At 51.3% G+C, this 14339-nt stretch carries 12 protein-coding genes; 3 read left to right on the top strand and 9 right to left on the bottom strand.

The features are described 5' to 3' along the window. The first annotated feature begins 19 nt into the window (after positions 1 to 19). Positions 20 to 544 (top strand): hypothetical protein, encoded by a 525-nt coding sequence (locus IKQ95_05760; protein MBR4196203.1) that lies wholly within the window; start codon positions 20 to 22, stop codon positions 542 to 544. Here IKQ95_05760 and folP read toward each other — a convergent pair. Further along, positions 531 to 1361, bottom strand: coding sequence for a dihydropteroate synthase (gene folP, locus IKQ95_05755; protein MBR4196202.1), 831 nt, complete (start codon positions 1359 to 1361; stop codon positions 531 to 533). The two genes, IKQ95_05760 and folP, sit on opposite strands and share 14 nt — an antisense overlap. 472 nt (positions 1362 to 1833) lie before the next feature. Here folP and IKQ95_05750 point away from each other — a divergent pair, with 472 nt between their 5' ends. Further along, positions 1834 to 3717 (top strand): S9 family peptidase, encoded by a 1884-nt coding sequence (locus tag IKQ95_05750; protein MBR4196201.1) that lies wholly within the window; start codon positions 1834 to 1836, stop codon positions 3715 to 3717. Between the two features lie 73 nt (positions 3718 to 3790). On the opposite strand, the gene IKQ95_05745 is transcribed toward IKQ95_05750, so the two are convergent. From IKQ95_05745 to IKQ95_05725, 5 genes are all read right to left on the bottom strand, one after another. After that, the gene (locus tag IKQ95_05745) at positions 3791 to 4168 is read right to left on the bottom strand and encodes a DUF1667 domain-containing protein (protein ID MBR4196200.1); all 378 of its coding nucleotides are present in this window, start codon (positions 4166 to 4168) and stop codon (positions 3791 to 3793) included. After that, complete coding sequence (locus IKQ95_05740; GenBank protein MBR4196199.1) at positions 4165 to 5583, bottom strand: FAD-dependent oxidoreductase; 1419 nt, start codon at positions 5581 to 5583, stop codon at positions 4165 to 4167. The genes IKQ95_05745 and IKQ95_05740 overlap by 4 nt, the downstream gene beginning before the upstream one ends. Further along, positions 5580 to 7037, bottom strand: coding sequence for an NAD(P)/FAD-dependent oxidoreductase (locus IKQ95_05735; GenBank protein MBR4196198.1), 1458 nt, complete (start codon positions 7035 to 7037; stop codon positions 5580 to 5582). Before IKQ95_05735 ends, IKQ95_05740 begins: the two co-directional genes overlap by 4 nt. 117 nt (positions 7038 to 7154) lie before the next feature. Beyond that, entirely contained in the window at positions 7155 to 8687 is a 1533-nt protein-coding gene (gene glpK, locus IKQ95_05730) for a glycerol kinase GlpK (protein MBR4196197.1), read from the bottom strand. Between the two features lie 124 nt (positions 8688 to 8811). Next, positions 8812 to 9567: an aquaporin family protein gene (locus tag IKQ95_05725; protein MBR4196196.1), complete on the bottom strand. Its 756-nt coding sequence runs from the start codon at positions 9565 to 9567 to the stop codon at positions 8812 to 8814. 37 nt (positions 9568 to 9604) lie between these two features. Between IKQ95_05725 and IKQ95_05720 the strand changes: the two genes are divergently transcribed. After that, on the top strand, positions 9605 to 9748 hold the full coding sequence (locus IKQ95_05720; GenBank protein MBR4196195.1) for a hypothetical protein: 144 nt from the start codon (positions 9605 to 9607) through the stop codon (positions 9746 to 9748). A gap of 71 nt (positions 9749 to 9819) precedes the next feature. Here the strand turns inward: IKQ95_05720 and IKQ95_05715 are convergent, their stop codons facing one another. The 3 genes from IKQ95_05715 to IKQ95_05705 form a co-directional block, all read right to left on the bottom strand. Next, positions 9820 to 11439 carry a bifunctional metallophosphatase/5'-nucleotidase gene (locus IKQ95_05715; GenBank protein MBR4196194.1) on the bottom strand — a complete coding sequence of 540 codons (1620 nt, stop codon included), beginning with the start codon at positions 11437 to 11439 and terminating at the stop codon, positions 9820 to 9822. Between the two features lie 81 nt (positions 11440 to 11520). Further along, the gene (gene dut / locus IKQ95_05710; GenBank protein ID MBR4196193.1) at positions 11521 to 11964 is read right to left on the bottom strand and encodes a dUTP diphosphatase; all 444 of its coding nucleotides are present in this window, start codon (positions 11962 to 11964) and stop codon (positions 11521 to 11523) included. Further along, a complete protein-coding gene (locus tag IKQ95_05705; protein MBR4196192.1) occupies positions 11964 to 14303 on the bottom strand; it encodes a polyribonucleotide nucleotidyltransferase in 2340 nt (779 codons plus the stop codon). Before IKQ95_05705 ends, dut begins: the two co-directional genes overlap by 1 nt. Positions 14304 to 14339 lie beyond the last annotated feature (36 nt).

Genomic DNA, 14339 nt, shown 5'->3' with positions numbered 1-14339 from the left:
TCACGATGTTACGCGGCAAATGGCAGGGCTTGGCAGGAATATCCCAGAATCTATCAGCAGAAGTTTCACTGTCGGTTCATTGTTCAGGCTGGCGGCTCAGGATATTATTACGGCTGAATGGCTCCGAAAGCATATACATAACGCCTCATGCCCGGATCAGGACGCATACAACAGCATTTTCCGCGGCTCAATAAAAATTATAGACAGCCGTTTCAATGTCATTAGCGGGACAAATCCGGGAGGCATAACAGAAAACTCTGTGCTTCATTTTGCCGGAGCAGTAAAACCTTGGGAAATTTCAGGCCATCCGAGCCAGACTCTTTACTGGAAGTATTATACTCACAGCGCATGGGGCGAAAACAGCAGCCGTGAAGAATTAATTGACGCAATATCAGCCCGCGCGAAAATCTCAGCCCCTGAATACAGGCTCTTCAGCAGAAACATACGGAAAATATTTAACGTTCTTCCCGAAGCAATATCATCCGCAAAACTCGTTCTCAGGGATATATTTTACCGCCTGAAATATCGCCTCACGCGCCGTTAATCCCCTCCGCGACTCTCAGAGCCTCCATATTCCCCGCAACATCATGAACCCGCAGGAGGCTCACCCTTCCCGCCATCATCGCCGTAACACCGAGAGTCCCCGAAAGCCCCCCCGTGAATCTCTTCCGCGAATGCCCAATCATCACAGGAAGCCCGAATCCCGCAAGGCTCTCAATATTCTTCAGCACGGTGAAATTATCCCCGGCAGATTTCCCGAAACCTAATCCCGGGTCAAGTATCACGTTTTCCCGTTTGACCCCGGCGGATTCAAGCTCCGAAAGTTTTTCCGCAAAATATTTATCCATCTCGCCTAAAATATTTTCGTGCGACTCATATCCGGCCATGTCTGACGGAGTCCCGGTTATGTGCGACAATACATAGGGGATACCGAGTCCGGCTATTGTTCCGGCCATGTCCGAGTCGAAACTGAAGCCGCTTATGTCGTTGATGATGTCAGCACCTTCACCCGCAGAGAGACGCGCAATTTCAGCCTTGTATGTGTCGACAGAGATTAACGCCTCTGGAAACTCGCGCCGCAAAGCTCGCAGGGCAGGCAGTAATCTTCCGGCCTCGTCAGATTCTGAGACTGGACTCGCCCCCGGCCTTGTCGACTCCGCTCCGACATCAAGAATGTACGCTCCATCGTCAAGAAATTTCCCGGCACGCTCAATTATTCCGCGCTCATCCGTCCGGCTCTCAGGGTGAAACGAGTCCGGCGTGAGATTCAGAATGGCCATTAACCGCGTCTTCCGGCCAAGAATTATTTTGCGTCCATTCGGCGAGATTATCTCCCATTTTCCCCGCTTTATGTTCCTCATTATGCCCGCGATTTTCTCACGCAGTGCAGGAATCCCCCATATATTCATGGCCGTCATTTTCTCCGTGAGACTCGTTATCTGCTTTTCCGTACCCATTATGAAAATGTCGCTGTAATCTGTCTTGCCGTCAATGACATGTTTCCCGACCGCACAATCTCCCCCGCGTGATAACATTTCCTGCTTGACGAAATTCGCCGCTCTGTAGTCGACTCTCTCGGCGTAAATGTGAATGATATTTGCTTTTGGGACTAAGTACGATAATGCGCCGGAGTCTGTTCCGATTTTCGCGCAAATTTTAATGACATCTTCAGCACTTGAAACTTTTACGGGGTAAACAGAAATATTATCCTGCAAATTTTTCCCCTCCTCATGAAATTCATTACCGTGAAATATTCTAATACAAAGCAGGAATGTTTTACGCGGCCATGATACAATCAATCGCGAAAATTCCATTGAAGGGAGATCCTTATCCATGAGAATATTATTTGTCCTCGCAGCTTTGTTTGTCGCAATGCCGGCCGTCTGCGCTTTCGCCGCGGTGCCTCCCCTTTTGCCGATGGAAGATTTCTTCAGGAACCCGGAAAATTCTGCCTTCTCGATTTCGCCTGACGGAAAATGGTTAGCCTTTGCGCGTCCGTGGCAGCATCGTATGAATGTCTATGTCCGTGAGATTTCGACAGGGACAGAGAAGCGAATCACGTCAGCCACAGAACGCGACATAGCCGGATTTTTCTGGAAGGGAAACGGAAAAATAGTGTTCGCGCAGGACACGGGCGGGGATGAAAATTACCATCTCTATATCACAGACATTGACGGAAGAGAGCCGAGAGACTTAACGCCGTTCGACAAGGTGAAAGCGGGAGTGCTTGACGATCTTGAAGACGATCCCATTCACATGCTGATTGGCATGAACAGGGACAACCCGGAAGTTTTTGACGTTTACCGCTGTAACATTATGACGGGAGAGCTTGAGCTACTCGCAAAAAATCCCGGAAACATCACCGGATGGATGACAGATCATGACGGAAAACTCAGAGTCGCCGCCCGCACTGACGGTGTGAACGAGACATTGTTATACCGCACGGACGAGTCGCAGGAATTTCGCGAGCTTATGACGCTTAACTTCAAGGAAACATTTTCGCCCGCACTTTTCGCCTATGACAACAAACTGATGTATGTAGTCTCGAATCTCAGCACCGACAAAGCCGCAATATATACATATGATCCTGAGACGGGGAAAACTCTTGACCTTATATTTTCACATGATGAAGTTGACGCAGGCGGGATAATGCACTCAAAGAAGCGAAAAATCATAACGGGCGTAACCTACACGACAGACAGGAGGCACTATAAATTTTTCGACACTGAGCGGGAAGAGTTGCAGAAGACTCTTGACGAATTTTTTCCGGGACTTGAAGCGGCTGCTGTTGACTGTGATGACGATGAACAGCGATATATTGTCAGGACATACAGCGACAGGACTCGCGGAGCGTATTATCTTTTTGACCGCCGGGACAATTCGGTGATGAAACTTTCTGACCTTTCCCCGTGGATTAAGCCTGAGCATATGTCCCCGATGAAGGCAATAACTTTCACGGCGCGGGACGGCCTCACGATACACGGATATATTACTCTGCCTGCAGGTGTTGAGGCGAAAAATCTTCCGCTTGTAGTGATTCCGCACGGAGGGCCGAGCGGGCGCGACACATGGGGATTTGACTCGGAGGCACAATTTCTCGCCAACAGGGGAATCGCTGTGCTTCAGGTGAATTTCCGGGGGTCAACGGGCTACGGTAAATCATTCTGGCAGGCCGGCTTCAAGCAGTGGGGGCGAAAAATGCAGGAAGACGTTACAGACGGTGTGCAGTGGGCGGTGAACGAGGGCATCGCAGACCGTTCGAGGCTGGCTATTTACGGGTGCAGCTACGGGGGTTACAGCGCGCTTGCGGGGGCAACATTCACGCCGTATCTATATGCCTGTGCGGTGAGCTATGTAGGGCCGTCGAACCTCTTCACGCTTCTTGAGAGTATTCCGCCGTACTGGAAGCCGTTTATTGAGATGGAGCACGAAATGATAGGGGATCCTTCAGCCGACAAAGAATTACTGCGGGAAGTGTCGCCGGTTTTCCACGCGGAAAATATAAGGATACCGCTTTTTGTGGCGCAGGGTGCTAATGACCCAAGAGTCAACAAGGCCGAGTCAGATCAGATTGTCGAGGCTGTGAGGAAGACGGGCAAAGAAGTCGTATACATGGTGAAAGACAACGAGGGCTACGGCTTTCACAACGAGGAGAACAGATTTGATTTCTACAGGGAGCTTGAAGCATTCTTCCGAAAATATTTAGGCTCAAGGTAGGGGGAAAAATTTTCCGGCAGGTCTCGCGAGGGGGTCTGCCGGTTTTTTCTTTGCGGGATTACTTCTCGTTCATTCAGAATTTTGCGGCCTCTAAATCTCTGCTTGCTACAATATCGACATCAGTCCCGCAGACATTGTGAATTAATACCTGTCCGATTTTCACGGGAGCTTCAACGTTCAGACCTGCCACAGCCCTGGCGATGTCGAAAAGTTTTCCCCTTGGAGCGGGAGTTTTGCTTCTTACGGGGCATACAGGGAGCTTTCCTCCGCTGACTCTCACGGTTGACGCGAAAACGCGCCGGGGATCTTTCACTTCCGAGCGGGCGTAACTCTCACCCCTTGGGCAAGTGTTGCCCTCAACTTTCACGGCCTCGCCCGAATCATCAAGCGTTACGGTTAAGCCGCACCCTAAAGGGCATGAAACGCAGATAAATTTTCTCTCACTGCTCATTTTTTCACCGCCTGTATATCTATCGTTATGCCTGAAACTTTTCCTGCTCCGCGCAATTTTTCCGCATTGATTCTAACCTCGTTCATTTCGCCGGGTCGGGCATATCTCAGTCTCTGCGAATATAATTCCGCCCCGTTATCACAGACAGCAAAGACCCTGCACGCTTCCTCTATGGGATGAGTTACGCGCATGAAGATTGTTGCGTCAGTTTCGCCCGTAACAATTTGCGGAGAATATAGCCTGACATTTTCCCCGCCTTTGACCGGGATTCTTGCTGACGGTGAAATTTTCCCGGCGGCGAATTTTGCGGCGTTCGCTCCGGCTATTAGTCCCTCGTCGCTTACGTTGTCGACAAGATCATAGACGATAACGACATTTCCGGCGGCGAATATTGCGGGGTTACTCGTCTGCAATAAATCATTCACGACAGGCCCGCCCGTTACGGGGTGAATTTCGACTCCGGCCATGCGGGATAACTCGTTCTCAGGTATAAGCCCGATGGCAAGCAGGAGCGTATCACACTCTACGTAGCGTTCTGTCCCGGCTATCGGTGTCATATGATCGTCAACTTCTGCGACCGTAACGCCCTCTAGCCTGTCGTTGCCGTGAATGCGTGTTACAGTCGTCCGCAAATGGAATGGTATCCCGTAATCGTCGAGGCACTGAGCAATGTTGCGCCTTAATCCGCCCGGCCATGACATTACCTCGTAGACACCTTCAACCGTTGCGCCCTCCCAGATCATTCGCCGCGCCATGATTAGCCCTATGTCGCCCGAACCGAGAATCACCGCACGTTTTCCCGGCATGTAGCCTTCCATGTTGACGAATCTTTGAGCAGTCCCGGCTGTGTAGATTCCTGCTGGGCGTGTTCCGGGGATTCGGATTGCGCCTAGGGGACGCTCGCGACAGCCCATTGTGAGGACAATTGCGGACGGGTTAAGCGACTCGATTCCGCGCTCTTTGTTCATTGTCCACACGGTAACACCGCTACGACTCCTCCGGCTTTCGGACACCTCTCCTTGTGCGATGTTGCGACCCCTCCGGCCTTCGGCCACCTCCCCTTGCACAGGGGAGGCGAGAACCCCGGCGACTCTCTCGTCCCCCCTGCCAAGGGGGGAATTAAAGGGGGGTAAAGATGGGGCATCAATCTGAAATACCATCGTATTTGTGCGAAATTCGACTCCCGCCTCGTGTGCCTGCTGAATGAATCTGTGCATGTATTCCGGCCCGGTCAGCTCCTCTTTGAACGTCCGCAGACCGAATCCCGGGTGAATGCACTGCTGCAATATTCCGCCCAAGTCCCAATCACGCTCAATCACTACGACATTTTCAGCCCCTTCACGCTTTGCGCCGATTCCCGCCGCGACTCCTGCAGGCCCTGCCCCGATGATTAACACGTCAATTTTTTCACTCATTCAGACACAGCCTCCTTCAGCAGAAATTCTTTTGTCTTCCCGGCAAGAAGTTTTGACTCCCCGCCGTGCCTCGTGATTTCGTCAAGCGGTATATTCAGCTCACGGGATAATATTTCGGCGACTCTCGGACAGCAGAAGCCTCCCTGACATCTTCCCGTTCCTGCGCGTGTCATCATCTTTACGGCTGAGACTGTGCGCGCTCCTCTGCGTATTGCCTCTAACACTTGCCCTTCTGTTACTGTCTCGCACCTGCACACAATCTGAGCGTAAGACGAGTCTTTTTCCGCCAATGCCTTGCGCCCGGCCATGTCCATGTACAGGAAGCGGGGAATATTCCGGCGTTCGGGGATAAATTTTTCGTTTGGTGAAAATGTTACGATGTCGGAAAATTCTTCCTTCAGCAATTCGGCTATGTACTCTGCTATTGCGGGTGCTGATGTGAAGCCGGGGGACTTTATTCCGGCGACGTTGACGAATCCGCGGGGACTCTTCAACGCTGAAATCTCGAAATCCCCCGACTCTGTATTAGCCCGGACTCCTGCGAATGTCGTAATGTTCATGTTGACGGGGAAATTTGGCACGAGTCGCCGCGCACCTTTGAGGACTTCCGCGAGTCCCTCCGGGGTAGTTGACCTGTCTTCCGGGTCAAGCTGCTCTGTTGCTGTAGGGCCTGACATGAGATTTCCTTCTGCTGTCTGCAAAACGGTGATTCCTTTTCCGGCTTTTGACGGGCAGGAGAAAAGGAAGCTGTGAATGAATCCTTTTGTCGCACGGTCAAGCAAAAAATATTCTCCCTTTGTCGGAATGATTCTGAACGAGTTATCGCCCGCCCATGAAGCAATCTCGCCCGAATGTACACCGCCCGCGTTAATCACAATTTTTGCGGTGAAGTCGCCCCTGTTTGTTGACACTCCGCGAATGTTCCCCGCGTCATCAAGAAGGAGGCCCGTTGCTGTTGTCTCAAGGAACAATTCAGCCCCGTTGATTCGTGCGCTCTCTATCATTGCGTTTACGGCCTCAAAGTTATTGATGATTCCCGCTTCAGGAGACCACAGAGCCGCAACAATGTCGGGTGAAACGTTCGGTTCTTTCTTGCGTAACTCATCGCCGGAAATTATTTCGACTCCCGCAGAGCCGTTAGCTTTTCCCTGCTGTAGCAATTCTTCAAGGTGCTTTGTTTCGTCATCATTGAAAGCGCAGACGTAAGACCCGCATTCGTCCAAATGAACGTCAAGAATATCTTTGAGCTTGTGCCATAATTTATTGCCGGGAACGCAGAATTTTGCTTTGACTGTTCCGGGCTTGTCGTCAAATCCTCCGTGTATCATTGAGCTGTTAGCGCGTGAAGCTCCTGCGGGGAGTTCTGACGCTTTATCGATTACGGCGATTTTCACGTGATATTTTGACAGCTCGCGGGCTATTGAAGCTCCTGTTATGCCTGCGCCGATTATCACAATGTCATACAAAAATTTTCCCTCCCTATAACAAACCCCCCTTGTGTTCCCCCCTTACGCAGGAGGGATGCCATAAAGGCAGGGGGGTATTGTTCATCTCTGCTGTTTATTGCGGAATTAGTCCGTCCACGCTCTTGACTTCTCTATAGCTTTCTTCCACCCTGCATAGGCTTTCTCGCGTTCGGAGGCTTCAAGCTCAGGCGTAAACTTGTGATCCTGCGCCCAGTTCGCGCGAATGTCGCCCTCATCTTTCCAGAAACCTACGGCGAGTCCCGCAGCATATGCCGCGCCTAATGCTGTTGTCTCATTCACTACAGGCCGGACAACATCTGCTCCGAGAATATCCGCCTGTAACTGCATGAGCAGATTATTCACGACCGCACCGCCGTCAACCTTCAGGGCTGTGAGTTTTTTGCCGGAGTCTTTCTCCATCGCCTCAATGACATCACGGGTCTGATAGCAGAGACTCTCAAGAGTCGCACGGATAATGTGTTCTTTGCGGACGTAGCGCGTTAATCCGACAATCGCCCCTCTTGCTGTCATGTCCCAGTAAGGCGCAAAGAGTCCCGAAAACGCAGGGACGAAATATATTCCGGCGGAGTCTTTCACTTTCCCCGCGTAATATTCCGTTACAGGCGCGTCATCTACCATCTTGAGATTATCGCGCAGCCACTGAATCGCAGCACCCGCAATCGCTATTGACCCTTCGAGAGCGTAATAGCATTTCCCCTTCTCGCGTGAATAGAACGCTGTCGTGAGGAGTCCATTCTTTGAGGGAATCGGTTTGTCGCCTATGTTCATGAGCATGAAGCAGCCTGTGCCGTATGTGTTTTTCGCTTCGCCCTCGCTCAAACACGCCTGGCCGAACAAAGCCGCCTGCTGATCTCCCAAATCGCCCGCAACAGGAATTTTTGCCCCGAAAGGCCCGGACTCTGTCGTGTAGCCGTATACCGAGCTTGACGGCATAATCTTGGGCAGCATTGACGCGGGAACTTTCAGCTCATCCATCATCGTCTTGTCCCATTCGCACGTCTCAATATTCATGAGGAGGGTACGCGAGGCGTTCGACACGTCTGTTACATGGACTCCGCCGTTGACTCCGCCCGTAAGATTCCAGATGAGCCACGTGTCTGTGTTGCCGAATAATAATTCTCCCTTCTCGGCTTTCTCACGCGCTCCGGGAACGTTGTCGAGAATCCAGCGGATCTTTGTCCCGGAGAAATACGGGTTAATCAGAAGGCCAGTGATGTCTTTGACTTTTCCCTCGCCTTTCTCGTTCTGACTCCAGCCGGGTTTCTTGAGCCATTCCGCGCAGAAGTCCTGAGTCCTTGTGCACTGCCACACAATTGCGTTGTATATCGGCTTGCCTGTTGCTTTGTCCCACACTACCGTTGTCTCGCGCTGATTCGTGATTCCTACGGCGGCGATTTCGTCAGGTGAAGCGTTGACGGCGTTCAATGCCCCGCGGATAACGTCCTGAGTCCGGCTCCATATTTCCATCGCGTTATGTTCGACCCAGCCGGGATGAGGGAAAATCTGTTCATGCTCCATCTGATATGATCCGGCGGGCTTTCCGTCTTTCGTGAAAAGCATACAGCGCGTGCTTGTTGTTCCCTGGTCAATCGCGGCTACATATTTTTTGCCTGACATTGATATTTTCTCCTCCTGTTTCGTTTCTGAAGGTGCGCTTTCTTCTTTCTTTTTTCCGAATAGCTTGAATATCATTGTTCCGACTCCTGTGTGTGAAAACTGCGGGGGCTTTGGTGAATTTACGCTACATTATTCCGCAGGCGTGGCAGAAGAAGTACGCCGCAACCGCTCCCACTAACGGCCCGACTACAGGAACCCATGAATATGCCCAGTCCGAGTCCCTCTTTCCGGGTATCGGGAGTACAAAGTGAGCGATTCTCGGTGAAAGGTCTCTTGCGGGGTTGAGCGCGTAGCCTGTAGGCCCTCCGAGAGCCGCGCCGAGTCCGTAAATTATGCCCGCAACGAGGAAAGTACCGACTCCGGGCGTGAAGCCTGCCTTTGTCGCAACTCCCTCAGAGAACACGCACATAATCAGCGTAACAAGGAAGAATGTCGCGATTGCCTCAGTCAGGAAGCAGCACGGGAGACTCCTGTCTTTCTCGCTCTTGTTGGGTGCTGTGCAGAATACACCGAGCTGTGCGCTAGGGTCTGACCCCTTCCAGTGATCTAGGTACGCAAGCCACACTACAACGGCACCGCAGAACCCTCCGCACATCTGAGCGATGATTATCCCGAAAGCCTCAGCCCATGAGCCGTAAGTCCCCGCGAGAGTCTTTGCGACTGTTACGACGGGATTCAGGTCGCCCTGAGGTGAGCCGAGACCATTGGCCGCGAAAACTCCGAGTCCTACTGCCCAAGCCCAGCCCCAGCAGATATGTACCCAGTTTGAGCCGTTAGCCTTTGAGTCTTTGAGTACGAGGTTTGCTACATTGCCGTCTCCGAATACCACAAGGACGAGCGTCCCGAAAAACTCGCCTAATATCGGTCCAGGTGTAAACATGTCAAATGATTCCTCCTGTGTGTGAAAGTTTTTGCTGATGACTCTTCCTGCAAACATGGCCGGAATTTTCACGGAGCCTCAAGCCCCCGCTGAGAGTCTCACGGAAAAATCGCAGTCAGAATTTGCAGTGGTAATTTGTGGATTGATGGGTAATATTTTAGTGCATTCAGGCAAGGTATGAATGAGAAATTTTGCGGTTGTTGCTGAAAAAAAAATCCCCCTCACATTTTCTGCAAGGGGGGAAAAGTTTTCTTACTTCACGAATTTGATTCGCCCTTCTGCGTTTCTGTATTTCTCCGGGAGAGTCTCAAACTGTTTCACGTAGTTTGCTAATGTCTGGTCATAGGCTATGTAGTCAGGCTCGATTACTTTTGCGCCCCTGAACATATGCCCGTCGCCATTCATGTAAAGAACGTAGCTTGTTGATACGACCTTGTACATTTTCGCGGGGTCAAGCGGTTCGCCGTTCACTTTCACGTCTCTGACTCTCCTGTCGCCCGAAACCGCAACGAGCATATTTTTGTCGTCAACGATAACAGGAGTCGGGATTGATGAGTCGACCGTGTATGTCATTCCCGAAACGTGAAGAAATCCGCCGTTATTGTCGGGAAGAGACTGCGCTCCGAGTTCGAGTTCGTCAAGAAGACTCTGCCCCGGCACTTCGCAGATGCACACGGTGTTGTTGAAGGGGAGAACGCCCAACACATCGCTGTACGTTATCTCGCCTGCTTTGATGTCCGTCCGGAAGCCTCCTGCATTATTGACAGCTATATCCGCTTTTCCTGTCTTTGTCTTCTTTGCTGAATCGAGGAAGGCATCTGTTATGAGGTTGCATAAATTCGTCTCGCTGTTCCTCACAAGCCAGTTTCCTTTTTCGTCCTTTGCAAGAAGATCAAAGCTCGTATGACTGAGACGTTTGCTCAATGTACTTTCGAGGATGGCTTTTTTCTCGTTGATGAGCGCGGTGATTTTCGCGTCTTTTCCGTCAACTTTGTTAATAAGCTCTGTAGTGATTCTGCCTTCTTTGCTGATTGTGAGCTTTCCGACATTGTTTAATTTCGTTCCTGTCTGAGTAACTATTACGTCTTTGCTTTCTGCGTTCTTGAAGACAAGAGACGGCGTAATCTCATGCGAATGACCGTCAATGAACACATCGATTCCCTTTGTTCGCGGCGCAATAAACGGAACAGCCCATACATCTACAACGTCGTCATACTCGCCGAGATGCCCGACAACAATAACGTAGTCAGCACCTTCAGCCCTGGCTGAGTCAACGGCTTTCTGTATCGAGGCTATGAGCTTCTGCCCGGTATGCTCGCCGTCAAAATCGTAGATGTATTTCCCATTCTCGTCCATGAAGTAATAGGGAGTTGATGTAGTAATTGACTCAGGAGTAGCGACTCCGACAAAAGCGACTTTCACATCGCCGTACGTTAAAATCCTGTAGGGCTTGAAGACTAATTCACCCGTCCGCAGGTCTCTCAGGTTGCAGCAAATGAATCCGCACTTGAGATTCTTTGCGAAATTCTCGAACTGACTCCAGTTGTAATCAAACTCATGATTTCCCGGCACCGCTATGTCATACCCGACTGCGTTCATGATTTCGAGGATGTAACGCCCCTGCGAGATCGCGCCGATTGTACCGCCCTGCGCCCAGTCTCCCGCGTCAACAAGAGTAACATACGGGGATTCTTTCCGCACCTCGTCAGCACAAAACGCAAAGCCTGCATAGCCGATATTCTCATCGACTCCGCAATGAACATCGTTTGTGTACAGGATGATGATGTCCTTGTCCGGTGCTTTTGCGAATGAAGGCTCACCAAAAACGCACATAACCGCCAATAACATGACCAGCGTAAAAAGTTTTTTCATGTAAAATATCACCTCACGCGGAATTATAGCGCAAAAAAACTCAACAAAAATCCCCCTCACGTTCTCATGAAGGGGAAAAATTTATCTCGTTCCTGTACTGCCGAAACCGCCTGCCCCGCGTTTTGTCGCTGACAGTTCTTTGACTTCCTGAAATTTTGCCCGCGCTACAGGCACAAACACAAGCTGCGCTATCCTGTCGCCGAATCTCAATGTGAACGGATCCTCGCCCATGTTCAGCAGCAGGACTCGAATCTCCCCGCGGTAATCGGAGTCGATTGTTCCCGGGCTGTTCGGGATGATTATTCGGCTGTTCATGGCAAGGCCACTGCGGGGGCGTATCTGACCCTCGTAGCCTTCAGGGATTTCGAGATATATCCCCGTTGAGATTAACGCCATTTCGCCCGGCTTAATCATGCAGTACTTCATAGAGCAAAGGTCAACACCCGCAGACCCCGGAGTCGCGTATTCGGGTATGGCTATCGTGTTGGCCTCGCGCTTTATCTTCACGGTGATTTCGTCCGGCATCAATAATCCCTCCTGCCCCTGTCGCGCCTTCCGCGCCCCTCGCGGTCGTAATCGTTCCTTGTGGCGCGGTTGGAGGAGTAGCCCCGCTCAAGATATTTTGTCGCTGAGGAAACACCGCCCATTCTGTCGCGCATGGAGAAGCTGCCGTAGCCCCTTTCACGGGAGGCAAGAGTCGTGATGAGATTGTCGCGCTCTCGTTCGTCAGGGAGGGCATAAGCGAGTCCGGCTGACCTGATTTTGTCCTCATTCGCCATAATCCTGCGCCTTGTGAGATTCGCCCGGCCCTGCTCGTCAATTTCCTTCACCATGACTAGCACCCTGTCGCCAGGCTTGAATACGTCCTCGACTCTTGGGACTCTGGCTGTGCTTACCTCGCTGATGTGGAGGAGTCCTTCTTTCCCCGGCAGGCATTCCACGAACACGCCGAAATTCACCATCCGCGTAACAGTCCCGTAATACACCTCGCCCGGCGCAAGCTCCCGCGTTAATGCCATGACGATTGCGTGAGCGTCCTCAACCTGCGCCATTGTCGGCCCGGAAATCGTGATTACTCCGTCATCCTCGATATTCATTTTCACGCCCGTGCGCTGTGTAATGCTCCGTACAACCTTGCCGCCTGAGCCGATTACGTCGCGTATCTTGTCCGGGTCAATCTCGAACGATATTATTCTCGGTGCGTCAGGTGAAATCTTGTTCGGAACCGGGATAACGGCTTCCATTTCTTCAAGTATCTGGAATCTTGCCCGCCTTGCCTGCCCTAATGCCTTTTCGAGAATCTCGCGGGTAATTCCTCCGGCTTTGTTGTCCATCTGAAGAGCCGTAACCCCTGCCCTTGTCCCGGCTACCTTGAAATCCATATCCCCGTAATGATCCTCTAGTCCCTGTATGTCTGTGAGAATCTGAACTTTGTCGCCCTCTTTGATGAGTCCCATTGCGATTCCGGCAACGTGGCAGCGAATCGGGACTCCTGCGTGCATCATTGACAGACTTCCGCCGCAGATACTTGCCTGTGAGCTTGAGCCGTTCGACTCTAATATGTCCGACACAACGCGGATAACATACGGAAATTCCTCCTCAGACGGTATCACGGGCAATAATGCTCTCTCCGCTAATGCCCCGTGCCCGATTTCACGCCGTCCAGGTCCGCGAATCGCTCTGACTTCTCCGACAGAATACGGCGGGAAGTTGTAGTGTAGCAGGAATCTTTTCGCAGGCTCATTCAGCTTTATGCCGTCCTGAATCTGGTCATCCTCGCCGATCATGCCGAGCGTTGTTGTGGCCAATGACTGAGTCTCGCCGCGTGTGAATATCGCAGAGCCGTGTACTTTCGGGAGGACTCCAATCTCACACGTTATCGGGCGAATCTGATCCATCTTCCTGCCGTCAACCCGTATATGCTCATTGATGATTATCCCGCGCATTATGGCCTTCACTCTGCTGTCAATGTACGCGCTTATGTATTCTTCTTTCGCTGGGTCTTCTTTGATTAGTTCGCTGAAATGTTCGTTGGCCGTGTCTTTCACTGAATTGATTTTCTTCTCGCGGGGCTTCTTCTCATGGATTCTGACTGCTGAGTCTATTTCGCCGTCTAAATTCTCGCGTATCCATTCGTCTATCTCCGGCAGTTTTTCGGGCAGTTCTATTTCAAGCTGAGGCTTCCCGATTTCGTCCTTCATTCTGCGGAAGAGGGCTATAATCTTCCGTATCTCATTGTGTGCAAGCTCTAAAGCGTCAACAAGTAATTCCTCTGAGACTTCATACGACCCTGACTCTACCATTGTTATGCCGTCATCATGGCCGGCGACAATAAGATTCAGCATGGAGTTAAGCATCTGCTTTTCTGTCGGGTTGACGACTAAATTTCCGCCGATGAGTCCGATTCTGACAGCTCCAACGGGGCCACCCCAGGGGATTCCTGAGATTGAGAGAGCCGCGCTTGCCGCGTTTATGCCGAGAATGTTCGGGGGGTACACCTGATCCATAGCAAGCACGGTGTTCACTATCTGCACATCGTTCCGCATTTCGTCAGCAAAAAGAGAGCGTATAGCCCTGTCAGCGACTCTTGAGCCTAATATAGCCGAGTCCGCCGGTTTCCCCTCACGCTTAATGAACCCTCCCGGAACTTTCCCTGCCGCGTAATATCTCTCTTCATAGTCGACTACGAGCGGGAAGAAGTCTATTCCTGTCCTTGCTGTGTCAGACATGCAGGCCGTTGAGAGCATGACCGTATCACCGTGAGAAGCTATGACGGCTCCGTTTGCCTGCTTTGCCGCGTGTCCTGTCCTGAACACGAGTTCTTCCGCTCCGATTCTTACCGAGTATACTTTTTCCTGATCCAAAATCTATTTTTCCTTCCTGTAATTTTTACGGGGTAT

This window comes from Synergistaceae bacterium (genome assembly GCA_017540085.1).
Taxonomy (GTDB): Bacteria; Synergistota; Synergistia; order Synergistales; family Aminobacteriaceae; genus JAFUXM01.
Note: the sequence above shows the minus strand (reverse complement) of the source record. Positions and strands in the feature narration are given on the sequence as shown.